Source organism: Ruegeria sp. O6, from assembly GCF_056535045.1.
On sequence record NZ_JBQERM010000022.1, the window covers coordinates 1 to 24,695 of the forward strand.

Here is a 24,695-nt window from a genome sequence, read left to right on the forward strand (position 1 = left end):
CGGCACTATCGCCGAACAGGGAAACCTCGACCAACTCATGCAGAAAAACGGACCCTTCAAAAACCTCTTCGACCAACAGTTCAATAAACACAAACAAAAACAAAAAGTCGCAGAATAATAAGGGGGTGCTGAAAATCGGGTGACCGGAGATGGGTACATCTGAATCGCGTTTCAGTTTTTGTTTGCGAGGCACATTTCCGCGCGTTGGTGTTGTGGCGCGGCAGACGGATCTGGGGTCAGCATTCGCCGCAATTTGGCGGCAAAACCTTAGGGTTGCGGAGACACCACTGTCCCACCAATAGCCAGCGTCAACTGGCGCGCGGCTTCCATCACCGGGCGGCTCAGCCGTTCGATTTCGGTTGCTCCCACGCGGCTGGTTGGCCCGGACACGGAAAGCCCTGCGACCGCCTCTCTGTTCATATCGAAAACGGGTGCTGCAATGCATCGCATACCTGTAGTCTTTTCTTCGTTGTCCACGGAAAAACCCCGCAATCTGATGGCTGCAAGATCTTTCTTCAACGCCTCGGGGCTGGTAATCGACTGATCCGTAAAAGCCTGTAAATTCGCGGCGGCCAACCTTCGGTTCAATCTGTCTTCGTCCATATGGGCCAACAACGCTTTTCCGATGCCCGACGCGTGCATGGGTGACAATGTGCCGGGGGGAAAAAACGCCCGGATGCTTTCATGTGTTTCAACCTGGCTCAGGAACAGCACCAGACCTTCTTTCTCAATTCCCAAATTGGCGGTCTCGCTCGTGGTTTCCATCAGCTTGCGCATGATCGGCCTTGCCCGTTCCACCAGACTGGTACGGCGCAGAAACCGCGAGCCGATCACAAACGCCTGCGGGCCAATGTGCCAAACCTGTTCTTCATAGTCGAACTCGACCAGGCCCCTGCCCTGCAACGTCACGAGGATACGATAAACAGTGGCCGGTGCCTGGCGCATTTCATCTGAAAGTTCAGTAAGCGCTTTGCCTTGGGCCTGGCTCAGATACTCGAAAACCTCCATCGCCCGATCCAGTGATTTGATCGTATTCTGCGCGGTTTTGTCATCCCACCCCCGCGGCCTTCCCCGGGCTTTGCGACGGAGCTTCGGGTCATTGTCTTGCGATTCCATAAAAACCCTCTGATCATTTATGAAAGACTATTTCAGGATATGAAAAATATAACTCACTGACAACTATAAGTTAAATCTCGGTAGATAAATTTTGAAATACGTTTTCAAAAAAATTTCCAATTGGATCGCTGATACTTATTGTGCTGGCAAGGACGGAAGGAGACCATCCATGAGCTTTCAAAACCCCGTTTTCATCCCGGGCCCGACGAACATCCCGGAAAGCCTGCGCAAAGCCTGCGATATGCCCACGATCGACCATCGTTCGCCATTGTTCGGGCAAATCCTGCATCCTGCGCGTGCGGGCGTGCGGGAGATTCTGAAAAGCGACAGTGCCGAAGTCTTCATTTTCCCGTCGACCGGAACCGGGGGTTGGGAAACCGCCCTGACCAATACGCTGTCCGCTGGTGACAAGGTCCTGGCGGCCCGCAACGGCATGTTCAGCCATCGCTGGATCGATATGTGCCAGCGCCATGGGCTGAATGTCGACATCGTCGAAACCCCGTGGGGCGATGGGCTGCCGGCTGACCGGTACGAAGAAATCCTTACCGCCGACAAAAACCATGAGATCAAGGCGGTTCTAGCCACGCATAATGAGACGGCAACTGGCGTGAAGTCGGATATCGCTGCTGTGCGCAGGGCGCTGACCGCCGCGCAACACCCCGCCCTGCTGTTTGTTGATGGCGTTTCATCAATCGCGTCGATGGATTTCCGGTTTGATGAATGGGGCGTGGATGTTGCCGTTACCGGGTCGCAGAAGGGTTTCATGTTGCCCGCTGGCCTTGCCATCGTCGGTTTCAGCCAGAAAGCGATGGAAGCAACCAAAACCGGCACCCTGCCCCGCACATTTTTTGACGTCCGGGACATGACCAAGGGATACGCCAACAATGCTTACCCCTATACACCCGCTGTCGGGTTGATGAATGGCCTCAATCAAGCCTGCTCGATGCTGTTGAGTGAAGGTCTGGAGAACGTTTTCGCCCGACACCACCGGATTGCCGAAGGGGTCCGTGCCGCTGTGGGGGCGTGGGGGCTGGAGCTTTGTGCCAGCAGCCCGGCGGTCTATTCCGATACCGTAAGCGCAATCCGCACGCCGAACGGCTTCAACGCGACGGATATTGTCACGCACGCAGCTGAAAAATACGGCGTTGCCTTTGGCGTGGGCCTTGGTGAGGTCGCGGGCAAGGTGTTCCGGATCGGGCATCTGGGCAGCCTGACGGATGTCATGGCTCTGTCCGGGATCGCCACTGCGGAGATGTGCATGGTTGACCTGGGCCTGAACATCGACCTGGGGTCCGGAGTTGCTGCCGCACAGGAATACTATCGTGGCCATCCCGGTTCCGTTCAGAAGAACGCGGCATGATGAAGGATTGCACAATGTATATCCCAACCTATGAAGACATGCTTGCGGCACATGACCGGATCAAACCCCATATCCGCCGCACCCCGGTGCGAACCTCGGACTTTCTCAACGAACTGTCAGGCGCGCAGCTGTTCTTCAAATGCGAGAACTTTCAGGAACCGGGTGCTTTCAAAGTACGAGGTGCCACCAATGCGGTTTTTGGGCTGGATGAGAAACAGGCCGAAAAAGGTGTCGCCACCCATTCTTCGGGCAATCACGCCTCGTGCCTGTCTTATGCGGCGATGAAACGGGGCATTCCCTGCAACGTGGTCATGCCGCGGACAGCGCCGCAAGCAAAGAAGGACACGGTCCGCCGTTATGGAGGGAAGATTACAGAATGCGAACCTTCCACCTCGTCGCGCGAAGCGACATTTGCCGAGGTTCAGGCGGCTACGGGCAGTGACTTTGTTCACCCCTACAACGATCCTCGGGTCATCGCCGGGCAAGGCACCTGTTCGCGCGAGTTTATCGAGCAGACCGACGGTCTGGACGCAGTCGTCGCGCCAATCGGCGGCGGTGGCATGGTATCTGGAACCTGTTTGACCCTGTCCAATCTGGCCCCAGAAACAGCAATCATAGCGGCAGAACCGGAACAGGCAGACGACGCCTATCGCAGCTTCAAGGCCGGTCATATCATCGCGGATGATGCGCCAAAGACGATTGCTGACGGGTTGCTGGTGCCGCTGAAGGATCTCACCTGGCATTTCGTATCGAACCACGTCTCAGAGATTTACACAGCCTCCGAGCAAGAGATCATCGATGCGATGAAACTGACATGGAAGCACCTGCGGATTGTGATGGAGCCATCTTCGGCCGTTCCGCTGGCCACGGTTCTCAAAAACCCGGACGCCTTCAGGGGCAAGCGTGTCGGACTGATTGTTACAGGTGGCAATGTCGATCTGGACCGGCTGCCCTGGATGAATGTCTGAATACACCCCAACAAAAAACTATCCCGGTATAGGATTACGGAGATGAAAGATATGAGCACTCTCGACCAGTTCGAAGTAGGTTACGACATTCCGGCCAAGCCCGGCATGGACGAAGCAGATATCCAGACACCCAGCCTGATTTTGGATCTCGACGCGCTTGAACACAACATCAGGAAGATGGGCGATTATGCCAAGGCGCACGGGATGCGTCACCGCGTGCATGGTAAAATGCACAAGTCGGTTGATGTGGCCAAGCTGCAAGAAAAAATCGGTGGTGCCGTCGGTGTCTGCTGCCAGAAAGTTTCCGAGGCCGAAGTTTTCGTTCGTGGTGGGATCAAGGACGTTCTGGTTTCGAACCAGGTGCGTGACCCGGCCAAAATTGACCGCCTCGCACGCCTGCCAAAGCTGGGCAGCCGCATTATCGTGTGTGTCGACGATCTGGAAAATGTCGCCGACCTTTCGGCGGCGGCAGTCCGGCATGGCACACAGCTGGAAGTCTTCGTGGAAATCGATTGCGGCGCAGGGCGGTGCGGGGTCACAACGACGCCCGAAGTGATTGAAATCGCCAAGGCGGTTGAGGCGGCAGACAACCTGAAATTCAGCGGAATTCAGGCCTATCAGGGTGCCATGCAACACCTCGATAGCTATGAGGCACGCAAGGAAAAACTGGATACCGCCATCGCGATGGTCAAAGACGCGGTAGACGGCCTTAAAGCCGAGGGTATCGAGTGTGAGCTGGTTTCGGGCGGCGGTACGGGGTCTTACTACTTTGAATCCAACTCGGGCGTGTATAATGAACTGCAATGCGGGTCTTATGCGTTCATGGATGCCGATTACGGTCGCATCCTGGATGAGAACGGCAACCGGATCGACCAGGGCGAGTGGGAGAACGCATTCTTCATCCTGACCAGCGTCATGAGCCATGCCAAGGCTGACAAAGCAATCGTCGATGCGGGTCTGAAGGCGCAGTCGGTGGATAGCGGTCTGCCCGTTGTTTTCGGGCGTGACGATGTCGAATACATCAAATGCTCGGATGAACATGGCGTCGTGATGGATCCAAGCGGGGCGCTCAAGGTCAATGACAAACTCAAGCTGGTGCCGGGGCACTGTGACCCAACCGCAAACGTGCACGATTGGTATGTGGGCGTCCGGAATGGCAAGGTCGAATGCGTGTGGCCGGTGTCAGCCCGCGGCCGCGCGTACTGAGCTTGAATGCTCAAAGAATAAACCGCCGGCCAAACATGGCCGGACAGTCGCCCGTGCGCGCCCGCTTTTGTCGGTGAATCGCACGGGCGCACGAATTCCAAGTGGAGAATGACATGCTGATCGTACCCGAGCGCGAAATCGCCAACCTCATGACCCGCGACGCGGCCTTTGAAGCTGTCGAACAGGTCTTTGCCTCTATGGCCGCAGGGGACGCCTATAACTTTCCTGTCGTGCGCGAAGCCATCGGGCATGAGGACGCTCTGTACGGCTTTAAAGGCGGGTTTGATCGCGCCGGGCTGACACTGGGCCTGAAGGCTGGGGGGTATTGGCCGAACAACCTGGAAAAACGCGGATTGATCAATCACCAGTCCACTGTTTTTCTTTTTGACCCTGACACCGGAAAACCGTCAGCGATGGTTGGCGGCAACCTGTTGACCGCCTTGCGCACTGCGGCGGCCTCTTCTGTATCCATCAAGCACCTTGCCCGTGCGGACGCGCGGGTGATCGGTATGATCGGGGCCGGGCATCAGGCAACCTTTCAGCTACGCTCGGCGCTGGAGACGCGCGCCTTTGAAAAGGTCCTTGGCTGGAACTACCATCCCGAGATGTTGCCCAACATTGAAAAGGTCGCCAATGAAGCCGGTGTTCCGTTTGAAGCGGTCGAACTTGACGGCATGACCGAGGCGGACGTCATAATCTCGATCACCTCGGCTTTTGCACCATCGCTGATGGCAAACCATGTGAGCCCCGGAACGCATATCGCGTGCATGGGAACGGACACCAAGGGCAAGCAGGAAGTCGAGGCGGCGTTGTTGGCCAAAGCATCCGTATTCACAGATGAAATCGCACAGTCAATTTCGATTGGCGAGGCGCAACACGCCGTGGCACAGGGCCTGATCAGAGAAAGTGATCTGATCCAGTTGGGTGCGGTCATCAACGGAACGAACCCGGGCCGAACATCAGACGATCAGATCACGTTGTTCGATGGCACTGGCGTCGGTCTTCAGGATCTGGCGGTTGCAGCGTCTGTTGTCGAGCTGGCCGTACAGAAAGGCATCGCGATTGAGGTCGATTTCTGATGCCCCCTCCGTGTTCGCCTAAGCGTCGCGTCGAAAAATGCGTTGCTTATGTGAGCCATGGGCCAAGCCTGCCACACCTGAAATCAAAAACGGCGCGCTTAGTGCGCCGCTTTTCCACTTACAAGTCCGGGCCGAACCGGTCAGACGTGATCGTCCTGTTCGATAGAGCCCAGCCCGTGGCCTGCCATTCCACCGGACACCTCTTCCGTCGCTTCATCCGAAAGCTCTTCGGGCAGAACCAGATTCAGGACAATGGCAATGATCGCAGCAGGCAAGATCCCGGATGTCGCCAGAACTTTGAGAGTTCCGGGCAGATGCTGTAAGGCGCCGGGCTCTAACTGCAAGCCCAAACCAAGGCTGAGTGAAATCGCAAAGATCACCATGTTGCGGCGGTTCCACGTCACGTCCGACAGCATCGAAACACCGGCTGCAACCACCATACCGAACATCACGATCACACCACCGCCCAGAACCTCGATCGGAACGGATGAGATCACCGCGCCGATCTTGGGGATAAGCCCGCATATGATCAGGAACAGGGCACCTATGGTTACGACCGTGCGACTCATGACACCGGTCATGGCAATCAGGCCAACGTTCTGACTGAACGACGTGTTCGGCAGTGCCCCAAAGACGCCTGATACTGCAGTTCCAAGACCATCGGCAAAAGTCGCGCCCTGAATTTCCTTGTCGGTTGCCTCGCGTCCCGCGCCCCCCTTGGTGATACCGGACACATCCCCGACCGTTTCAACAGCCGATACAAAGGACATCGTACAGAACCCGATGATCGCCGCGAATGAAAACTCGATACCGAAGTGAAATGGGTTCGGCATTGCAAACGGAGCCGCGCGCCCGACATTGCCCAAATTCACCTGACCCAGTGCGAATGCCACAACGTATCCGACCAACAGGCCAATCAGAACCGCCGACACCGACAACATACCGCGGGCAAAAAACTTCAGGCCCAGCGTAACAACAATCACAGTTCCGGCCATGAGCCAGTTCAGACCAGAGCCGTATTCTTCGGTACCGATGGCGGGTACACCCCCTGCGGCGTACTGGACGCCGACCTTGACAAGCGCAAGCCCGATCATGGTCACGACAAGACCGGTAACCAAGGGCGGAAGCGCAAAGCGAATACGGCCAATGAACAACCCAAGGCTGGCATGAAACAGGCCGCCAACGACTATACCACCCATCAATACTGCAATCGCGTCAACGCCCTTACCAACCACCAACGGGATCATGATCGGAATAAAGGCAAATGACGTTCCCTGCACGATTGGCAGGCGGGCGCCAACAGGCCCCAGCCCAATGGTCTGGAACAGTGTCGCAACGCCCGCAAAGAACATCGACATCTGGATCATGTAGATCATCTGCGGGAAATCGGGGCTGTTTGAACCAAACCCGAAACCCGCCGCACCACAGACGATGATGGCTGGTGTGACGTTGGAAACAAACATCGCCAGAACGTGCTGAATTCCCAAAGGGACCGCCTTCAGAATTGGCGGGGTGTAGTTCGGGTCGCGGAGCTGCTCCGGCGTCCCTAAAGTTGCATCTGACATCGCGTTTTTCCTCCCAAAAAAACTACGTGGACCGGCCCCTCTTCCGGCAATGTCCCTTATTCAGTGATCGTGTAGGCGTTCTGGAACCAATATTCCTCAAGGTTGGGCCCGTTTCCTATTCGGTCGACCACGGCGAACAACCCGGGGGGATGAAGCGGTGTCAGTACCCCGTGCCAGGTGTTCCGATGATAATTCACGCCCTGTCCGGGCGCGGTCATGAATGCAACTGGCTCACCCGGTACACCCGCGTTGTCGGGCGCTACGACAACGACAAAGGGCTTATCTGAAAGCGGTAGAAAGGCCTGGCTGCCGTCGGGATGACGCTCGACCATTTCAAGTTTGATGGGCAGGTCGAAGGCCTGGGATTGGAAAACGCTGATCCCTGCGCGCCCCTCATGGAAATCCAGTTGGGCGCGATCATGGTATCGCGCGCATTTTCCCTGATTGATGTATTTGTCCACCGCGCCAGACACCTCGATGACATCGCCGAACGGCGCAAAGGCCTCGGCGGTCAGTGGCCGGAGTTTCAGCGTGGATGTCATTGCGCGAATTTCTCGATCAGCCGCAACTCGGCAATCCGTTCGACCTGACGGCAGGCCTCGGCGAATTCGGTGTCTCGATTACTGTCTATCCGACGGTGAAAAGCCTCCAGAATGCTTGCTTTGGTGTTGTCCTTGACCGCAATGATAAAAGGAAAGCCGAACTTGGTCGTGTAAGTGTTGTTCAAGGCCGTGAAGGTCGCACGCTCTTCATCCGTCAGCATGTCGAGACCCGCTCCGGCCTGTTCTGCCTTGCTTTCCTTGGTCAGACGACCCGCAGCAGCAAGTTTGCCTGCCAGATCCGGGTGGGCTGTCAGGACGCCAAGCCGCTGCTCGGCTGTGGCAGAACGGAATACGCGCGCCAGAGCATTGTGAACCCCTGCGGCATTGTCATGCGTGGGACCCAGCTCCAGATCAAAGGCCGCTTGGGCAATCCACGGGCTGTGTTCGAACACGCCGCCAAATTCGGCGACAAAGGTTGGCTGGTCCATTTCCGACGGGGTCAGCCGTTGACTTGGCGGATGCATTTGCGCCCAATGATCGGCGATTTGTTCGCGGGTGGCAAACCAGACTCCGTCATGTTTCTTGAAATGGTCGAGTGCGCGTTTCAGGGCCATGGCGCGACCAGGGCGGCCGATGAGGCGGCAATGCAGTCCGATCGAAAGCATCTTCGGCTCGCCCGCTTGGCCTTCGGCATAAAGCATGTCGAAGCTGTCCTTGAGATAGCTTTCAAACTGTTCGCCATTGGTATAGCCCGCCTGAATAGCAAACCGCATATCGTTGCAATCCATCGTGTAGGGCACGATCAACTGGTCCTTGCCACCGGCCTTGACCCAATAGGGCAAGTCGTCGGCATAGCTGTCGGCAATATAGGCCAGCTCGCCTTCGGCGGCGGCCAGATCGACCGTGTTCATCGAACAGCGACCCGTGTACCAGCCACGCGGGGGCTTGCCGACAACCTCGGTATGAAGCCGGATCGCTTCACGGATCTGGGCGCGTTCTTCTTCCGCGTCCATGTCCTTGTGCTCAACCCATTTCAGGCCATGGCTGGCAATCTCCCAGCCTGCGGCCTTCATCGCCGCAACCTGCTCCGGTGCACGGGCTAATGCTGTGGCAACGCCATAAACCGTGACAGGAAGGTCCTGCAAAAGCCGATGCACCCGCCAGAACCCTGTGCGGCTGCCGTATTCGTAAATGGATTCCATGTTCCAGTGCCTTTGCCCCGGCCAAGGGGCCGCACCGGTGATTTCGGAAAGAAACGCCTCGGATGCGGCATCCCCGTGCAAAACGTTGTTCTCGCCGCCTTCCTCATAGTTCAGGACAATCTGAACTGCGATTTTGGCCCCGTTTGGCCAGTTTGCGTTTGGCACTTGCCGGCCATAGCCGGTCATGTCTCGTGGATACCGCGTCACATCAATTTCCCTCTTGCTGAAAAGACGAATAACCCAAACAATCACCTATGTTTTTCAAAAAATACTGTAAGCAGTCTTTTGACAGACTGCCTTTGCCTGCCGCGAAGGTATTGCAATAGTAACAGCAATGCTTAGCGAGAGGTGCAAATGGCCGGTTACCTTACAACACATGTCCTGGATACGGCGCGGGGCTGCCCTGCCAGTGGGATGAAGATCGAGTTGTTCCGGATCAACGGAACAGACCGCGCGTTGCTGAAAACTCTGCTCACCAACGAGGACGGCCGCACCAATGAACAAATCCTTCCCGAGGCCGAGTTCTCGACAGGCGAATACGAGTTGATGTTTCATGCGGGCGAATACCTCGACACCACTGGCGTGCCGCCTGAAAGCCCGCGTTTTCTGGACTTGATCCCGATCCGGTTCGGGATGTCCGAACACGCCCACTATCATGTTCCGCTGCTACTTTCGCCTTTCAGCTACGCGACCTATCGCGGCAGCTGAGCGTTGCACCGCGTGATCCTGTAGACTGACATTGTATTGTTATTTTTGATACTGCTTGATCTTTCGTAGCAATACCCGATGAAACCTCTGTCGCCTAGAGTGCCAAAGAACTTGGATATGTAGGAGCAACGCCATGTATGACCTGGCTGTTTTGTGGGAGTGGATGGCCTTTTCCGTCCGCTGGCTGCATGTGATCACGGCGATGGCGTGGATCGGCGCGTCATTCTATTTTATCGCGCTCGACCTGATGCTTAAGCCGAACCCTGCCTTGCCAGAAGGGGCCTATGGCGAAGAGTGGGAGGTGCACGGGGGCGGGTTCTATCACACCGTCAAATATCTTGTCGCACCCGCGCGTATGCCCGAGCACCTGACCTGGCACAAATGGCAGAGCTATACGACGTGGCTTTCGGGTGCGGCCTTGCTCATGATCATATATTGGGTCGGGGGCGAGTTGTTCCTGCTTGATCCGACCAAAGCGGATCTGGCGTTGTGGCAGGGGATATTGATTTCAGGCGGGTCACTGACCATCGGCTGGCTGCTTTACGACCAGATGTGCAAGTCGCGCCTGAGTGAGCAACCCACCGCGCTGATGCTGTTGTTGTTCTTGATTCTGGTGGCCATGTCCTGGGGTTACAATCAGATTTTTACCGGTCGTGCCGCGCTTTTGCACCTGGGTGCGTTCACCGCAACCATCATGACGGCCAACGTGTTCTTCCAGATCATGCCCAACCAGCGGATCGTGGTGGAAGACCTCAAGGCCGGTCGGACGCCGGATGCCAAATATGGGAAAATCGCCAAGGTGCGTTCGACGCACAACAACTACCTGACCTTGCCTGTCGTGTTCCTGATGCTGTCGAACCATTATCCTCTGGCCTTTGGCACCCAGTATTCATGGATCATCGCCAGCCTGATCTTTCTGACCGGCGTGACCATCCGTCACTACTTCAACACGATGCACGCAACCGGGAAAGGGCCGCACTGGACCTGGGGTGTTACTGTCATCCTCATGATCGTGATCGCATGGCTGTCTTCTGTCAGAACCGGCGAGACATGGGAGGACGCCGAAGCAAGGGCATTGACACCTTACGAAGAAAAATTTGCGTCGGCTGCTGGGTTTGAAGAAGCCTATGACACCGTGCTGGGCAATTGTTCGATGTGCCATGCCCGCGAGCCGGTTTATGGCACCATGAAATGGGCCCCCAAGAAGGTTTATTTGGAAACGCCGGGCGATGTAGCCCGGCACGCCGACCAGATTTACCTGCAGGCCGGGATCAGCCATGCCATGCCACCGCCTTCAGCAGTTCAAATGGACGTGGAAGCGCGCCAAACCATCATCGCATGGGTGCGCGAGGTCAGAGGGCAGTAGGATTTTCGCAGGACGTCCTGTCCTTCGCTTCCTACCCCCTGCCGCGGGACAAATACCCAGTTTATGCCGCTCAAACAAAGCAGGGCGCGCAAGACCTGATGCCGCCCCCGGCCTAGCGCGATGGCGGGGTCAACCATTGGGCCGACATGCCAAAATTCGAGTTCTTCAACTCTTGCTTGGCAATCGCCTGCAAATGCACCTCGTCCGGCCCATCCGCGTATCGCAACGCGCGTGCCCAGGTATAGCTGTCGGCCAGCGGTGTATCCGGGGTCATGCCCATCGCCCCAAAGACCTGCATCGCGCGATCCGTGACAGCAGCATGCACATTGGGTGCCACCACCTTGATCAATGAAATTTCACGGAACGCTTCTTTGGCGCCCACCTGATCAATCTTCCAGGCTGCTTTCAGGGTCAGCAACCGCGCCTGTTCGATCTCTAACCGGGATTTGGCGATCCACTCGCGGATCACGCCCTGTTCTGCAAGCTGCTTGCCAAACGCTTTCCGTTCCTGCGCGCGTTCGACCATCAGGTTAAGCGCCATTTCCGCCGCACCGATCGAACGCATGCAATGGTGGATGCGACCGGGACCAAGCCGGGCCTGCGCCAGAGCGAACCCGCTGCCTTCCTCGCCCAAAAGATTGCTGACCGGAACGCGCACATCCTTGAAGACCAGCTCGGCATGGCCTTCGGGGTCGTGCATGTTCAGAATGGTGGGGTTGCGAACAATCTCAAAACCGGGCGTGTCCTTCGGGACAATGACCATGCTTTGTTGTTTGTGCCGATCCGCATTGGGATCCGTTTTGCCCATCACGATAAACAATCTGGTGTTTGGGTGGCAGGCGTTTGTTATGAACCACTTGCGGCCATTGATGACGTATTCATCCCCCTCACGCCGTATCGAAGTGGTAATATTGGTCGCGTCCGAACTGGCCACATCCGGTTCAGTCATCGCAAAAGAGGATCGGATTTCACCGTTCAACAGCGGCACCAGCCACGTCTCGCGCTGTTCCGGAGTGGCGAACATGTGCAACAGTTCCATGTTGCCGGTATCGGGCGCGCTGCAATTGAACACTTCCGAAGACCAGGCCACCTGCCCCATAAGTTCGGCCAGCGGCGCGTATTCCAGATTGCTCAGCCGGGTGCCGGGTTCATCGTCGCGCAGGCTGGGCAGGAACAAGTTCCACAACCCTTCGGCCCGGGCCAACGCCTTGAGATCTTCCATAAACGAAACCGGGAAACTGCCTGCCGCCATTTCTTCTTTGTGATCGCGTATGCGCGGGTAGATATGCGCCTCCATAAACGCTTTCAGGCGGTCATACATTTCCGTGGCGCGCGGCGATGGGGCAAAATCCATGGCGGTTCCTTCCGGTGCGTTGTGGCGGTGATGTCCTCAAACTCTGCTCGCGCCAGAACGGCCGCCAAGGCACTGTCTTCTGGTGAGTTTAATCCGGCGCTTGATTACGCTCAGTTTGCGCAATCATTCCGATATGAAAAGAGGAAAATACCAATACCGCAACCTGCCGGCGTGAAACGTCAGGTCATTGCTCTCAGAACCGGGTGGACTAACAATACCTAAGGGGATGATCGGGCCGCATCGGAGATTTGCACCGCCGGGCGAGCTTCTCATCGCCCGCGCCCGGAATTGCCTCTCAACCCGCCTTTGGTGTTCACACTGAACTAGACCGGTGGTTTGAGGCCCAGCTGTTTCACGGCGGCACCTGCCGTCTGAACCCAACGCTCTTTCAGTGCGTTGTTGCCATTGTGGCGCAAGCCCAGCGATTTCAGAAGCTCAAACCGTTTCAGATCATCGCCACCAAAGGACACAGCGACACGGGGCCACCAATAGTTAACCGCGTCCTGCATCTGCTCTGTCTCTCCGTTCCTGGAAAGCTTTACAGCACCTTCCAACGCCAACGCGCCATGATGGGCTTCGACCGGGGCGATGCTGCGGAAAGCTTCAGCCAACGGTTGATAGGAAACCATTGAAAACTCGGCCAGTTGTTCCATGACCGCACGGCTCATCAGCATGTTCATGATGACCGCGTCGGTCCAGCCCGAGATCGGATAATTGAATACGGCAAGACGCATGTCATGTGCGCTGCGGGTCGCGCCGATATCTGCGTCACGATTCAAGCGAGCCGTCCACGGATGATGTGTGGCATATCTCTCGGTATCGGCCCCAAACTCACCCATTATCCTGAGAACCTGATCGGCGTGATCCGTTTTCTCAAGAACAATCCTGGCGGCTGCGATCCGTTCCTTGATGCCCGGCCCCTGATTGATGATGTCGGCGAATCCGGCAGCACCGGCAAGTTCGCTGTCCACGAACGTGGCCATCAGCTTCATGAGTTCGGCGCGGTAGCGTGGCGGAACATTGGTTGGGTTGGTCAGCACACCGCCTGCGGCCAGATAGCTGTCGAGTGTCATGGTGTCAGTCATCGGTCTTCTCCCTTTACTGGTCGTAGTCCACGACCACGCGGTCGGTGACCGGATAGGCCTGACAGCTCAGCACATAGCCTTTTTCAACCTCGTAATCCTCTAGCGCGTGATTGGCGAGCATCTCGACCTCGCCTTCCAAAACGCGGCAGCGGCAGGTTGAACAGACACCGGCCTTACAGGCGTATGGGGCGTCCATGGCATTTTCCAAGGCTGCGTCCAGAATGGATTGGTCCTTGGGCAGAGTTATCGTCTGAGTGGACCCATCAAGAGTGATCGATGCGCTGGTTTGGTTCGCCTGCGTGCCCGCATCTGCCGAACCTTCCTTGCGTTTGGCCCGGCCCGGCTGAGCGCTGGCAAAGAGTTCAAACTTGATCTGCCTGTCGTCAAGACCATGCGCGCGCAACGCGGCCGCTATCCCCAGCATCATCGGCTCGGGGCCGCAGATAAAAGCTGTGTCCACGTTCTGAATGTCGACCCAATGTTTGAAAAGGTCGGCGCATTTTTCCTGCGTCACCAGACCGGTGAACAGGTCTATTTCCTGCGCATCCGCCTCAAGAATATGGATTACGTTCAGGCGGCCCATATAGAGGTTTTTCAGGTCTTCCAGCTCCTCGCGGAACATGATCGTGTTGATGCCCTTGTTGGCGTAGATCAGCGTAAAGCGGGATTTGGGTTCGCGGGTCAGTGTTGTCTTCAGGATCGACAGAACCGGCGTGATGCCAGAGCCGCCAGCAAAACCGATATACTGCTTTTCCGCATCAGCTTCGATCGGTGTGTGAAAGCTGCCCATCGGTGGCATCGCCTGCACAACGTCCCCGACGTTAAGCTCGGAATTGGCCCAACTGGAGAATGCGCCGCCCTCGACACGTTTGATCCCGACTTGCAGTACCCCGTCATCCTTGCCCGCACAAATGGAGTAGGACCGGCGCAGCTCTTCTCCGTCAAAGTCGCGGCGAAACGTCAGGTATTGGCCTGCGGTGAAATCGAACTGATCCGCCGCGCCGTTGACAGGCTCAAGCGTCACGACAACCGCATCGCGGATGGTTTTGTGGATGTCGGTGACTTTCAGGTCATGAAAACGTGCCATCCGGTGCTCCTCCTCAGATGCACTTGAAATAGTCAAAGGGTTCCAGGCAGTCAGTGCAGCGCCAATGGGCCTTGCACGGGGTCGAGCCGAATTGGCTGACCTTTTCAACCGCTTTACTGCCGCAATGCGGGCAGCGCTCTGGCCCGCCCGCCGGTTGTGGCGGGGCGATGCCAAACTCTTCCAGCTTGGCGCGACCTTTTTCGCTCAGCCAATCAGTTGTCCAGGCTGGTGAGATGCAGGTTTCTATGCGCAGATCTCCGATGCCGTGATCGCGCAGGGCGGTTTCGATATCCATACTGATGATGGATGTCGCCGGGCAACCGGAATAGGTTGGCGTGACGGTTACGACCAGAGTGTCAGCGTCCCAGCGCACATCGCGCACAATGCCCAAATCCACGACGGAAATAACCGGGATTTCGGGATCGGGCACGGCATCCAGCCAGCTCCATATCTGGTCAGTCGACACCCGCATCCGCTTTTACCAGCTTGCACCGGGATAGGCGCGCTGCAGCCACTGCATCTGCGTCAGCAGATGGCCCAGATGTTCGGTATGCATGCGCCCGTCCCGCCCGCCTTTATGGGCAAATCGGCTTTCCGGAAGGGTCAATGTCGCCTTGGCCAGAACCCGTTTGACCAGCGCATCATATTCTTCGCGCAGATCGGCCGGGTTCGGCGCGATCCCGGCCGCAGCCATCTGAGCGTCGATGTCATCGCTGACAAACATCTCGCCCACATAGGGCCAGAGGTAATCCAGCGCCGCCTGCATCCGGGTGTGACTTTCTTCGGTTCCATCACCCAGACCTACGACCGTTTCTGCCGAACGCTCGAGATGATAGGCGACTTCCTTGCTGGCTTTGGCAGCAATCGCGGCGACACGATCATCAGAAGATGTCAGAAGACGGCCGAGCATGATCGAATGCCAGGCATCGAACAGGAACTGGCGCATCAGGGTGCGGCCGAAATCACCATTCGGAACCTCGACCAGCAACACATTGCGGAAATCCCACGCGTCGCGCAGAAATGCCAGATCATCGGCGGTTTTGCCGCCGCCTATCTCTCCGGCAAGGCCAAGCCACATCTGGGTCTGCCCAATCAGGTCCAGCGCCGTGTTGGCCAGTGCAATATCCTCCTCCAACACTGGCGCGTGGCCGCACCATTCGCTGACGCGATGGCCCAGGATCAGGGTATTGTCCCCCATCCGCAGCAGGAACTGCTGAAACGCTTCGTCGCGGGTCATCACATCGCCCCCACTTCTTCGGGGATGTCGAAAAAGGTCGGGTGTCGGTACACTTTGCTTTCGCTGGGCTCATACAACGGACCTTTGTCACTGGGCGACGAGGCCGAGATGTTGTTGGCTTCTACCACCCAAATCGAGACGCCTTCGTTGCGGCGGGTATAGACGTCGCGTGCGTTCTTGATCGCCATTTCCGCGTCCGGGGCATGCAGCGAGCCGACATGTCGGTGGCTCATCCCATGTTGACCGCGGATGAAGATTTCCCACAGGGGCCATTCGGTATTCATCGGGTTTCCTCCTCAGGGTAAGCTTATTCGGCAGCCAGATTGCCGGCCTGTTTCTTGCGGGCGTGGGCCAACAGCCCGTCACGCACCCATTTGCCGTCATCCCAAGCCTTGTTGCGCGCCGCCAGTCGGTCGACGTTGCAGGGGCCGTTGCCCTTGATCACATCGAAGAATTCCGACCAATCCGGCTCTGAGAAATCGTAATGCCCGCGCTCTTCGTTCCACTTCAGGTTCGGGTCGGGGATTGTCAGTCCCAGATATTCGGCCTGTGGGACGGTCTGGTCGACGAATTTCTGGCGCAGCTCATCATTGGTGTTGATCTTGATCTTCCAAGCCATCGACTGCGCGGAGTGGACAGAATCCTTGTCGGACGGTCCAAACATCATCAACGACGGGTACCAGAAGCGATTCATCGCGTCCTGCGCCATCTTGCGCTGCTCGGGCGTGCCTTCGGCCATTTTGCGGATCGCGTCATAGCCTTGGCGCTGATGGAAGCTTTCTTCCTTGCAGATGCGGATCATGGCGCGTGAGTACGGCCCGTAGGATGTCCGCTGCAGCGGAACCTGATTCATGATCGCCGCCCCGTCAACCAGCCAACCAACCGCGCCGATATCGGCCCAGTTCAGGGTCGGATAGTTGAAGATCGACGAGTATTTCATGCGACCATCCAGCAGCATCTCGGTGATCTCATCGCGGCTGACACCCAGTGTTTCGGCCGCACAATACAGGTAGAGCCCATGGCCGGCTTCATCCTGCACCTTGGCCAGAAGGATCGCCTTGCGTTGCAGCGTCGGCGCACGTGTGATCCAGTTCCCTTCGGGCAATTGCCCGACGATCTCGGAATGCGCGTGCTGTCCGATCTGGCGGATCAGCGTCTTGCGATACCCCTGAGGCATCCAGTCCTTGGGTTCGATCTTGATATCCGCGTCGATCCGCGCCTGAAATTCAGCAAGCTTTTCAGGATCATCGTTTGACGCCTCGGATTCCACCATCTGGGCATACATGTCCCGTCTCCTCCGTTACACGCGTTCAAGAATAAGTGCAGCGCCTTGCCCGACGCCGACGCACATTGTGCAAAGCGCATAGCGCCCTTTGGTGCGTTTCAGTTGGTACGCTGCGGTCAACACAAGTCGGGCGCCGCTCATCCCCAATGGATGACCAAGGGCGATTGCACCGCCATTCGGGTTCACATGAGCTGCATCATCGGGCAGGCCAAGCTCTCGCAGCGTTGCCAGACCTTGCGACGCAAACGCCTCGTTCAATTCGATCACATCCATCTGGTCGATGCTCAGCCCCGCGCGCGCCAAAACCTTTCGGCTGGCAGGAACCGGACCAATACCCATGACCCGAGGCTCGACGCCCGCGACAGACATACCAACCACACGGGCAATCGGGGTCAAACCATTCTTTGCCACTGCCACTTCATTCGCCATCAGGATCGCGGCGGCACCGTCATTCACGCCCGAGGCATTCCCAGCGGTCACTGTTTTCTCCGGCCCGTTCACACCCTTGAGGCCCGAGAGTTTTTCCGCTGTGGTTCCCGGGCGAGGATGTTCATCCGTATCGACAACAATCGGATCGCCCTTGCGCTGCGGAATTGAAACCGGTGTGATTTCCTCTTGGAACACGCCTGCCGCGTGCGCCGCAGCCCATCGTGCCTGACTGCGCGCGGCAAAGGCGTCCTGGTCTTCACGGCTGATCCCATAATCTTCAGCGACATTGTCAGCCGTTTGCGGCATGGAATCGACGCCATACTGCTGCTTTAGCCTTGGGTTCACAAAGCGCCAGCCAATCGTGGTGTCGTAAACCGCATTGCTGCGCGTAAACGCCGACGTCGCTTTGGGCATTACAAACGGTGCGCGCGACATGCTTTCCACGCCACCCGCAACAGCAAGATCATAATCGCCTGCCTTGATACCACGCGCTGCCATTCCGACGGCATCCATACCACTGGCGCACAAGCGGTTTATCGTTGTTCCCGGCACGTCCGTCGGCAATCCGGCAAGCAGTGCCGCCATCCGGGCAACGTTGCGATTGCTCTCTCCTGCCTGGTTGGCATCGCCATAAATGACGTCATCCACACTGGTCCAGTCGACTTGCGGGTTGCGCGCCATCAGGGCCGCCAGCGGGATAGCCGCCAGATCATCCGTGCGAACCGATGAAAGCGCACCACCATACCGCCCAATCGGGGTGCGGGTTGCGTCGCAGATGAAGGCGTCCATCAATTGGTCTCCTATTGGAACACAAGTCATTAACCGTCTGGTCGGTTAATAAATGCTCAATCGATTCGGCGCAAGCATTATGTTACCATGTAATCGCTTCTTTCAGCTTTCTGTAACATTAAATGGCACTTCTTTCACATCCGTCTTCCAACCCCCAAGAGCGCCATCCCGAGCTCGGCAAAAAACGAGTCAACCACCCACAGCAGATTCCAGCGTTGCAAGATCCGGTTTGGACAATTGTCCCAGCAGTCGAGACACCGCCGCGCGACACTCCGCTCCTTTCCAATCGGCGGGCAAAAAGGCCGGAGGCAAGGATGGGTGGCGCAGGACCAAACGACGCCACCCATGCACAATCAATACGCGCAGCACCGCTATTTTAAGCGGATCGCCGACGCCATCGACAGGCAGCATTTGCTCGGTGATTTGAATGGAGTGCAAGAACTGATCATAGGCAGACTTCAGCACTTCAGGGCCACAAAGGTCGCGCAGCCAGCCGGGGATCGAAATAGCGCTGCTTTCGACACCCAGCAGTTCTTCAAGGTTCTCCGGGACGGGTCCTGCCGACATGGCTGTTGTGTGGTTAACTGAAATATAGTCTCCAGTAAGCATCAGATCTGCCAGCTCTTTTCGCGAACTTTCTGAACTGCTGGCAACAAGCACATGCCAGGTTTCTGGCGTATTCGTCTCGCTGGAATAGATGCGCGGGGCAGCGGCGGCGCTTTGACTGCGGCCATATTCGGTCAGTCTGTGCACGCTGTTTCGCCCGACCCGCGTGCTTTCGATCCAGCCTTCCTTGCGCAGCCTGTGCAGCGCAACACGCGTGGCTTCGGCCTTGATCCCCGCAAGGTTGGTCAGTGCTGTGATCAACGCGCCGCTAACCTGGTCAGACCCGCTCTGGGCCAGATCACCGAATATCGTGACCAGAACTGACCACACACGTTGCGTGCCAGTTGTGGTCAACTGGCTGACGCAGGTTTCGAACCATTCTGGAGCCGTATCTTTCATAAGCACAGTATAATCGGGCCGGAGGGAAATGCCATCCAGCCCCTGCGCACCTGCACTTGTGCCTAGTAGGCAACCATGGTCAGCAACTCGTATTCTGCGACCAGCTCATCATCCTGCTGTGTCAGGGTAACGTGCCAGCGAACCTCGCCGTAGTCATCATTGCGCTTGGTCTTGTGCTTGACCGTCAAACGCACCTTGATTGTGTCACCTGCCTCGACCGGTTTCATGAAACGCAGCCCGTCAAGACCGGTATTTGCCAAAACCGGTCCCTCGTTCGGTTCGACGAACAATCCGGCTGCGAAAGACAACAGCAAGTATCCATGTGCAACGCGGCCGGGGAAGAACGGGTTACGTTCCGCCGCCGCCTGATCCATATGCGCATAGAAGGTATCACCGGTGAAATTGGCGAAGTGTTCAATGTCCTCCATGGTGATGGTTCTTGGCGCCGTGTGAAGGGTCTCGCCAATCGACAGATCGTGAAACCGACGGGTAAAGGGATGAGTTGGACCTTCGACTTCGGTCGCGCCAGGCACCCATTTCCGGCCAATCGCTGTCAGCAGATTGGGCGAACCCTGAATGGCGGTGCGCTGCATATAGTGTTTCACACCCCGTACCCCGCCCATTTCTTCACCGCCACCGGCGCGTCCCGGACCGCCATGAACCATGTGCGGCAGAGGAGAACCATGACCGGTGGATTCCTTCATCGAGTCACGGTTGTTGAAATACAGACGCCCGTGATACGCCCCTGATCCCATGGCAACCTGTCGCGCAACCTCGGGATCATGGGTGATCACCGACGCCACCAAAGAGCCCTGCCCACGGTTCGCCAGCTCAATGGCATGGTCAAGATCGCGATACCCCATCACTGTGCTGACCGGACCAAAGGCTTCGGTGTCGTGCACGCGCTGCGCCGCGTCAGGATTGGCGCAATGGAAGAGCATGGGCGGCAGGAACGCACCCTTTTCGGCATCAGCGCCCTCAACCACGAAATCATCGGGGTTGCCGAAGACACGCTCGGCCTCTTGGCCGAGAATGGCGGCCTTTTCCAGAACATCACGCTTCTGACCGTTCGAAACCAACGCCCCCATGCGGGTGGTTTCCAGCTTTGGGTCGCCAATGGTCGTTTTCGCCAGACGTGCCGACAACGCTTCGATTACCGCCTGTACCTGCGGTTCGGGCGCGATGATCCGACGGATTGCGGTGCATTTCTGCCCTGCCTTCGTGGTCATCTCGCGCTGGACTTCCTTCACGAAGAGGTCAAATTCCGGCGTGCCCGGCGCGGCATCGGGGCCAAGGATCGAACAGTTCAGGCTGTCCTGTTCCGCGACAAACCGTACCGAGTTCTCAAGGATCACCGGGTTGGAGCGCAGTTTCAGGGCTGTATCAGCGGATCCGGTAAAGCTGACCACGTCCTGTATGGTCAGACGGTCCAGCATGTCACCCAAACCACCCGAGACCAACTGCAATGCACCCGCTGGCAAGATGTCGGACTCAAGCATCAACCTGACACATAGCTCGGTCACATAACACGAGCTTGTGGCGGGTTTTACAATCGCCGGAACGCCCGCCAGAAGGGTTGGGGCAAGCTTTTCCAGCATCCCCCAAACCGGAAAATTGAACGCGTTGATATGAATTGCCACACCTTGCAGCGGGGTGCAGATGTGCTGCCCCAGGAAAGTGCCGTTGCGCGAAAGCTGCTCGACATCGCCATCCAGATAGACATGTCCGTCCGGCATTTCACGACGGCCTTTTGCGGCAAAGACAAACATCGTTCCGATGCCGCCGTCGATATCAATCATATGATCCGATTGCGTGGCGCCGGTGTTGAAAGACAAATCATACATCGCCTGCTTGTGCTGACCCAAATGGACGGACAGCGCCTTGAGCATTTTGGCCCGTTCATGGAACGTCATTTTGCGCAGTGCCGGCCCCCCGACATTGCGCGCATAGTCCAACATACCCTGGACATCCAAAGCATTGTTACCCGCTGTGGCGATAACCTCGCCGGTCACAGCGCTAGCTATCGCGCGAGCACCCTCGCCGGGCGAAACCCACTCACCGGCTGCAAAGCTGGAAATCTGTTGGATAGTCATGAGCGTCTCCTCATCTTTGTCGCGATCCCCGCGCTGCCACAAGCCGGTCTCGTAAAATCATATTTTAAACCGTACGGTCGGTCAATCAATTACCGAGTATATTTCCCTCGCCTGATTTTTCAGACCCGCGCGGGTAATCGTGCAAACCCCCGAAACCGGATACGCCCGCCCCGTTCGGCGCCGTCGTTGATGCGATAGTCTGGAAAACGGGCCAGAAACCGGCCCACGGCCACCCGCCCCTCCAGACGCGCGAGGGTCAGACCAACGCAGGTATGAGGCCCTCCGGCAAAGGCGTGATGCTTGTTGGGGCGTCTGTCCAAGATCATCTCGTCGGGCTGGTCAAACTGCCGTGGGTCACGGTTGGCCGCACCGATACACAGATGAACATCAGTACCTGCCGGAATGGTCTGACCGTGGAACGTTACATCAACGGTGGTCAGGCGATTGCCGAACTGGTTCGGGCTTTCCAGCCGCAGAAACTCGTCCACCGCCGAACCGATCAGATCCGGGTCGGCCAGCAACTCCGCCCGCTTGTCGCGGTGCCGGTCCAACAGCTCCAATGCGTTGCCGATCAGGTTCGTTGTGGTCTCATGCCCAGCATTCAGGATGAAAATGCAGTTCTGATACAGCTCGACCTCGGTCAGGCCACCATCCGTGTCGTCCTGGATCAGCCGGGTCAGGACATCCGTTGCCGGATCTCCGGGGTTGGCGCGACGATCCTCGATGATATGCCGCAGGAAGTCTTTGAAGTCCGAGACCGAGCGATTACCCCACTCTTCCTGCTCCGGCGTCAATTGCGGCTCCAAAGCACCAAGAATGGCCAGAGACCAATCGCGCAATGGCCCGCGTTCGGATCGTGGTATACCCAGCAGATTGCCGATGATCTCGATCGGGATTGCCCCGGCAAAATCCTCGATCAGTTCGACGTTGCCCTTGACCTGCATCTCGTCCAGCAGCCCATCGACAAGCTGAATCAGACCCGGTTCCATTTGCGCCAACGCGCGCGGATTCATCGCGCCGACCATTACCTTGCGAACACGGGTATGCAGCGGCGGGTCATTAAACACCAAACTGGTGGTGTGGTGTTCATACAAGGGGCTGTCGACCCCGTATTTGGGACCAAATACCGCTTTCTTGTCCGATATGAATCGCGAGGTGTCCCGGTAAACAAGGTCCAGATCCTCGTATCGGGACAGGATAACCGATCCGTCACGTTGCCAGCAGACGGGCGTATCTTCGCGCATAACGGCGTAGGCAGGATAGGGGTCTGTGTGAAACCCGTCCGGAAGCGCGGTCAGAGAGAACATCAGTGCCCCATCGCCCCCATTTGTTCAGGCAGAACCAACACTAACCATGGCACCAGAACGATCAGGGCCAGCCGGAAGATATCCGCTACCCAGAACGGAGTAACACCCTTGAAGATTGTTCCTGTTGACACATCTCCGACCACGCCTTTCAGAATGAAAACGTTCAATCCGACGGGTGGAGTGATCAGGCTGATTTCGGTCACGACAACCACAACAATGCCGAACCAGATCGGGTCATACCCCAACGACGTGACCAGCGGGAAAAAGATCGGCACTGTCAGCAGCAGCATCGACAGGGATTCAAAGACGCAACCCAAAATGATGTAGATCCCAAGGATCATCAGGATCACCACAAAAGGTTCAACGTCATAGGCCGTAACCAACGCGATGAGCGCTTCGGGCAGACCGGCAAGGTTGATGAAATTCGAAAAGATCTGTGCCCCGATCAGAACCGAGAACAATGCCGCGGCGGTATAGGTGGTTTCCTTCAGCACCTCAAAAGTCGACCCCAAAGTAAGCCCGCCTCGTGACAGCGCGATCAGGAAAGCGCCCATTGCGCCCATGCCTGCCGCCTCGGTCGGGCTGAAGGTCAGGTTCAGTGGATGAAAATCGAATGCACCGTACAATCCGCCAATCACCAGAAAGAACAGCAGCAATACGGCCCAGACTGAGCGCACCGCCGACAGACGCTCGGCCCAGCCGTGACGTTCACCCGCCGGTCCCGACTCGGGCTTGCGTGCGACGGTCCAGCGCACGGCGAGCAGGTAGAACAGAATGCCAAGCAGGCCGGGAATGATACCCGCAACGAAAAGTTTCCCAATCGAGGTTTCGGTCAGCAGCCCGTAGATGACCAGGATCACCGACGGCGGAATAAGAATTCCAAGTGTGCCGCCCGCTGCAATCGATGCTGTCGACAGCTCGTCGGAATAGCCATAGCGGCGCATCTCCGGCATTGCGACCTTGGACATGGTGGCCGCCGTTGCCAGAGACGAGCCGCAAATGGCTGAAAAGCCTCCGCATGCCGCAACCGTCGCCATGGCGATACCACCCCGAAAATGGCCCAGAAAAGCGTTTGAAACTGCGTAAAGCTCACGCGCAAGCCCACCCTTGTTCACAAATAGGCCCATAAGGATGAACAGCGGGACCACCGACAGGCCGTAATCCTGCGCGGTGTCGGTGATCTGACGACCCACCATCGACATCGCGGCCTTTAACCCGCGCTCGGACAGAATGCTGCCGCCGCGTTCATAGGCAAAGCCAAGCGTTCCGACCAATCCCATTGCAAACACGATAGGCAAGCGCACCAGCACAAGAACAAGAACAAGAACAAAACCGATCAGCGCAGCGGTCATTGGGGGTGCTCCGACAAGGTATGGGGGGCAAAGAAGTGCAAGAAGCCGGTGATGATCATTGCAACAGCGGTGATCGCTATGAACCCCGAGATAAACCAGCCTACATAGAAGACTGGGATCGAAAGATATTCCGTGACGTCCCCGTAATCCCGCGCACGTTCAGCCAATACCCAGACACGCTGAATTGGCCAAAAAAGCATAATGCCAGAGAACAGATACACAATTGCATCACGTACCCGACTTAACCGCAGGCGTGAAAACAGCCCATCCGTCAAATCCACAGCGATTTGACCCTTCCCTGCCGAGATCATCGGCAAGACCGAGAACACGAGGACGGCCATCAGGATCCGGGTCAGTTCCGTGGCCGCCTCGATCGGGGCATTGAAAACAGAACGTAGGATGACATCAAAGAAGGTCATCACCATCAGGATGAACAGCGCGGCACAGGCCAGCAGCGTAGGCACGATACTGACGCGACGCGCAAAGGTCACGAGAGATTGCATAACGGGTCCCCAGCGGGTGAAATCGGCTGGCGGATCGCATCCGCCAGCTCGACTGCG

23 protein-coding genes are annotated in these 24,695 nt (G+C 57.2%); 6 read left to right on the forward strand and 17 right to left on the reverse strand.

The window, feature by feature from the left end; genetic code table 11:
• Positions 1–267: 267 nt before the first annotated feature.
• Positions 268–1,116 carry an HTH-type transcriptional regulator BhcR gene (bhcR, locus tag ACR0DY_RS18840; protein WP_480484842.1) on the reverse strand — a complete coding sequence of 283 codons (849 nt, stop codon included), beginning with the start codon at positions 1,114–1,116 and terminating at the stop codon, positions 268–270.
• Between the two features lie 169 nt (positions 1,117–1,285).
• Between bhcR and bhcA the strand changes: the two genes are divergently transcribed.
• The 4 genes from bhcA (at position 1,286) to bhcD (ending at position 5,729) form a co-directional block, all read left to right on the forward strand.
• Complete coding sequence (bhcA, locus tag ACR0DY_RS18845) at positions 1,286–2,476, forward strand: L-aspartate--glyoxylate aminotransferase BhcA (protein WP_480484843.1); 1,191 nt, start codon at positions 1,286–1,288, stop codon at positions 2,474–2,476.
• Complete coding sequence (bhcB, locus tag ACR0DY_RS18850; RefSeq protein WP_480484867.1) at positions 2,476–3,444, forward strand: beta-hydroxyaspartate dehydratase BhcB; 969 nt, start codon at positions 2,476–2,478, stop codon at positions 3,442–3,444. The genes bhcA and bhcB overlap by 1 nt, the downstream gene beginning before the upstream one ends.
• 42 nt (positions 3,445–3,486) lie before the next feature.
• Positions 3,487–4,650, forward strand: a complete 1,164-nt coding sequence (bhcC, locus tag ACR0DY_RS18855; protein WP_480484844.1) for a 3-hydroxy-D-aspartate aldolase BhcC — start codon at positions 3,487–3,489, stop codon at positions 4,648–4,650.
• A gap of 113 nt (positions 4,651–4,763) precedes the next feature.
• Entirely contained in the window at positions 4,764–5,729 is a 966-nt protein-coding gene (gene bhcD, locus ACR0DY_RS18860; RefSeq protein WP_480484845.1) for an iminosuccinate reductase BhcD, read from the forward strand.
• Between the two features lie 140 nt (positions 5,730–5,869).
• Here bhcD and ACR0DY_RS18865 read toward each other — a convergent pair whose 3' ends face one another.
• The 3 genes from ACR0DY_RS18865 to puuE are packed head-to-tail and all read right to left on the reverse strand — an operon-like array spanning position 5,870 to position 9,245.
• On the reverse strand, positions 5,870–7,294 hold the full coding sequence (locus ACR0DY_RS18865) for a uracil-xanthine permease family protein (RefSeq protein WP_480898934.1): 1,425 nt from the start codon (positions 7,292–7,294) through the stop codon (positions 5,870–5,872).
• 56 nt (positions 7,295–7,350) lie between these two features.
• Positions 7,351–7,836 carry an ureidoglycolate lyase gene (locus ACR0DY_RS18870; RefSeq protein ID WP_480484847.1) on the reverse strand — a complete coding sequence of 162 codons (486 nt, stop codon included), beginning with the start codon at positions 7,834–7,836 and terminating at the stop codon, positions 7,351–7,353.
• Entirely contained in the window at positions 7,833–9,245 is a 1,413-nt protein-coding gene (puuE, locus tag ACR0DY_RS18875) for an allantoinase PuuE (protein WP_480484848.1), read from the reverse strand. Before puuE ends, ACR0DY_RS18870 begins: the two co-directional genes overlap by 4 nt.
• A gap of 147 nt (positions 9,246–9,392) precedes the next feature.
• Between puuE and uraH the strand changes: the two genes are divergently transcribed.
• Both uraH and ACR0DY_RS18885 read left to right on the forward strand, forming a co-directional pair.
• Entirely contained in the window at positions 9,393–9,746 is a 354-nt protein-coding gene (gene uraH / locus ACR0DY_RS18880; protein ID WP_480484849.1) for a hydroxyisourate hydrolase, read from the forward strand.
• A gap of 133 nt (positions 9,747–9,879) precedes the next feature.
• Positions 9,880–11,112, forward strand: coding sequence for a urate hydroxylase PuuD (locus tag ACR0DY_RS18885; RefSeq protein WP_480484850.1), 1,233 nt, complete (start codon positions 9,880–9,882; stop codon positions 11,110–11,112).
• 112 nt (positions 11,113–11,224) lie between these two features.
• Here the strand turns inward: ACR0DY_RS18885 and ACR0DY_RS18890 are convergent, their stop codons facing one another.
• The 13 genes from ACR0DY_RS18890 to ACR0DY_RS18950 all read right to left on the reverse strand — a co-directional run bounded on the left by ACR0DY_RS18890 (position 11,225) and on the right by ACR0DY_RS18950 (position 24,638).
• Positions 11,225–12,466 carry an acyl-CoA dehydrogenase family protein gene (locus ACR0DY_RS18890; RefSeq protein WP_480484851.1) on the reverse strand — a complete coding sequence of 414 codons (1,242 nt, stop codon included), beginning with the start codon at positions 12,464–12,466 and terminating at the stop codon, positions 11,225–11,227.
• A gap of 323 nt (positions 12,467–12,789) precedes the next feature.
• The gene (locus ACR0DY_RS18895; protein WP_480484852.1) at positions 12,790–13,551 is read right to left on the reverse strand and encodes a Phenylacetic acid catabolic protein; all 762 of its coding nucleotides are present in this window, start codon (positions 13,549–13,551) and stop codon (positions 12,790–12,792) included.
• 13 nt (positions 13,552–13,564) lie between these two features.
• Positions 13,565–14,638: a 2Fe-2S iron-sulfur cluster-binding protein gene (locus tag ACR0DY_RS18900; protein ID WP_480484853.1), complete on the reverse strand. Its 1,074-nt coding sequence runs from the start codon at positions 14,636–14,638 to the stop codon at positions 13,565–13,567.
• 13 nt (positions 14,639–14,651) lie between these two features.
• Positions 14,652–15,110 (reverse strand): 1,2-phenylacetyl-CoA epoxidase subunit PaaD, encoded by a 459-nt coding sequence (gene paaD, locus ACR0DY_RS18905; protein WP_209507560.1) that lies wholly within the window; start codon positions 15,108–15,110, stop codon positions 14,652–14,654.
• A 6-nt stretch (positions 15,111–15,116) separates the two neighbouring features.
• Positions 15,117–15,875, reverse strand: a complete 759-nt coding sequence (gene paaC, locus ACR0DY_RS18910) for a 1,2-phenylacetyl-CoA epoxidase subunit PaaC (RefSeq protein ID WP_480484854.1) — start codon at positions 15,873–15,875, stop codon at positions 15,117–15,119.
• A complete protein-coding gene (paaB, locus tag ACR0DY_RS18915; protein WP_209507558.1) occupies positions 15,875–16,159 on the reverse strand; it encodes a 1,2-phenylacetyl-CoA epoxidase subunit PaaB in 285 nt (94 codons plus the stop codon). The genes paaC and paaB overlap by 1 nt, the downstream gene beginning before the upstream one ends.
• 23 nt (positions 16,160–16,182) lie before the next feature.
• Positions 16,183–17,160 (reverse strand): 1,2-phenylacetyl-CoA epoxidase subunit PaaA, encoded by a 978-nt coding sequence (gene paaA / locus ACR0DY_RS18920; protein WP_480476985.1) that lies wholly within the window; start codon positions 17,158–17,160, stop codon positions 16,183–16,185.
• Positions 17,161–17,175: 15 nt separating this feature from the next.
• A complete protein-coding gene (gene pcaF, locus ACR0DY_RS18925; protein WP_480484855.1) occupies positions 17,176–18,378 on the reverse strand; it encodes a 3-oxoadipyl-CoA thiolase in 1,203 nt (400 codons plus the stop codon).
• Positions 18,379–18,567: 189 nt separating this feature from the next.
• The gene (locus ACR0DY_RS18930) at positions 18,568–19,383 is read right to left on the reverse strand and encodes a PaaX family transcriptional regulator C-terminal domain-containing protein (RefSeq protein ID WP_480547554.1); all 816 of its coding nucleotides are present in this window, start codon (positions 19,381–19,383) and stop codon (positions 18,568–18,570) included.
• A 62-nt stretch (positions 19,384–19,445) separates the two neighbouring features.
• Complete coding sequence (gene paaZ, locus ACR0DY_RS18935; protein ID WP_480484857.1) at positions 19,446–21,476, reverse strand: phenylacetic acid degradation bifunctional protein PaaZ; 2,031 nt, start codon at positions 21,474–21,476, stop codon at positions 19,446–19,448.
• A gap of 119 nt (positions 21,477–21,595) precedes the next feature.
• Positions 21,596–22,783, reverse strand: a complete 1,188-nt coding sequence (locus ACR0DY_RS18940; RefSeq protein ID WP_480484858.1) for a cytochrome P450 — start codon at positions 22,781–22,783, stop codon at positions 21,596–21,598.
• Positions 22,783–24,135: a TRAP transporter large permease gene (locus ACR0DY_RS18945; protein WP_480478172.1), complete on the reverse strand. Its 1,353-nt coding sequence runs from the start codon at positions 24,133–24,135 to the stop codon at positions 22,783–22,785. Before ACR0DY_RS18945 ends, ACR0DY_RS18940 begins: the two co-directional genes overlap by 1 nt.
• Entirely contained in the window at positions 24,132–24,638 is a 507-nt protein-coding gene (locus ACR0DY_RS18950) for a TRAP transporter small permease (RefSeq protein WP_209507551.1), read from the reverse strand. The genes ACR0DY_RS18945 and ACR0DY_RS18950 overlap by 4 nt, the downstream gene beginning before the upstream one ends.
• Between the last annotated feature and the right edge of the window lie 57 nt (positions 24,639–24,695).

Bases quoted from the DNA above. Each gene is read 5' to 3' on its own strand.
- paaC (WP_480484854.1), bottom strand. From the start codon at position 15,875: ATGACCCGCGACGAAGCGTTTCAGCAGTTCCTGCTGCGGATGGGGGAC.
- ACR0DY_RS18895 (WP_480484852.1), bottom strand. From the start codon at position 13,551: ATGACTGACACCATGACACTCGACAGCTATCTGGCCGCAGGCGGTGTG.
- bhcD (WP_480484845.1), top strand. From the start codon at position 4,764: ATGCTGATCGTACCCGAGCGCGAAATCGCCAACCTCATGACCCGCGAC.
- bhcB (WP_480484867.1), top strand. From the start codon at position 2,476: ATGAAGGATTGCACAATGTATATCCCAACCTATGAAGACATGCTTGCG.
- ACR0DY_RS18885 (WP_480484850.1), top strand. From the start codon at position 9,880: ATGTATGACCTGGCTGTTTTGTGGGAGTGGATGGCCTTTTCCGTCCGC.
- ACR0DY_RS18870 (WP_480484847.1), bottom strand. From the start codon at position 7,836: ATGACATCCACGCTGAAACTCCGGCCACTGACCGCCGAGGCCTTTGCG.
- paaD (WP_209507560.1), bottom strand. From the start codon at position 15,110: ATGCGGGTGTCGACTGACCAGATATGGAGCTGGCTGGATGCCGTGCCC.
- paaB (WP_209507558.1), bottom strand. From the start codon at position 16,159: ATGAATACCGAATGGCCCCTGTGGGAAATCTTCATCCGCGGTCAACAT.
- ACR0DY_RS18865 (WP_480898934.1), bottom strand. From the start codon at position 7,294: ATGTCAGATGCAACTTTAGGGACGCCGGAGCAGCTCCGCGACCCGAAC.
- ACR0DY_RS18945 (WP_480478172.1), bottom strand. From the start codon at position 24,135: ATGACCGCTGCGCTGATCGGTTTTGTTCTTGTTCTTGTTCTTGTGCTG.
- ACR0DY_RS18940 (WP_480484858.1), bottom strand. From the start codon at position 22,783: ATGTTCTCTCTGACCGCGCTTCCGGACGGGTTTCACACAGACCCCTAT.
- bhcC (WP_480484844.1), top strand. From the start codon at position 3,487: ATGAAAGATATGAGCACTCTCGACCAGTTCGAAGTAGGTTACGACATT.
- ACR0DY_RS18900 (WP_480484853.1), bottom strand. From the start codon at position 14,638: ATGGCACGTTTTCATGACCTGAAAGTCACCGACATCCACAAAACCATC.
- bhcA (WP_480484843.1), top strand. From the start codon at position 1,286: ATGAGCTTTCAAAACCCCGTTTTCATCCCGGGCCCGACGAACATCCCG.
- bhcR (WP_480484842.1), bottom strand. From the start codon at position 1,116: ATGGAATCGCAAGACAATGACCCGAAGCTCCGTCGCAAAGCCCGGGGA.
- uraH (WP_480484849.1), top strand. From the start codon at position 9,393: ATGGCCGGTTACCTTACAACACATGTCCTGGATACGGCGCGGGGCTGC.
- paaZ (WP_480484857.1), bottom strand. From the start codon at position 21,476: ATGACTATCCAACAGATTTCCAGCTTTGCAGCCGGTGAGTGGGTTTCG.
- pcaF (WP_480484855.1), bottom strand. From the start codon at position 18,378: ATGGACGCCTTCATCTGCGACGCAACCCGCACCCCGATTGGGCGGTAT.
- paaA (WP_480476985.1), bottom strand. From the start codon at position 17,160: ATGTATGCCCAGATGGTGGAATCCGAGGCGTCAAACGATGATCCTGAA.
- ACR0DY_RS18890 (WP_480484851.1), bottom strand. From the start codon at position 12,466: ATGGATTTTGCCCCATCGCCGCGCGCCACGGAAATGTATGACCGCCTG.
- ACR0DY_RS18930 (WP_480547554.1), bottom strand. From the start codon at position 19,383: ATGAAAGATACGGCTCCAGAATGGTTCGAAACCTGCGTCAGCCAGTTG.
- ACR0DY_RS18950 (WP_209507551.1), bottom strand. From the start codon at position 24,638: ATGCAATCTCTCGTGACCTTTGCGCGTCGCGTCAGTATCGTGCCTACG.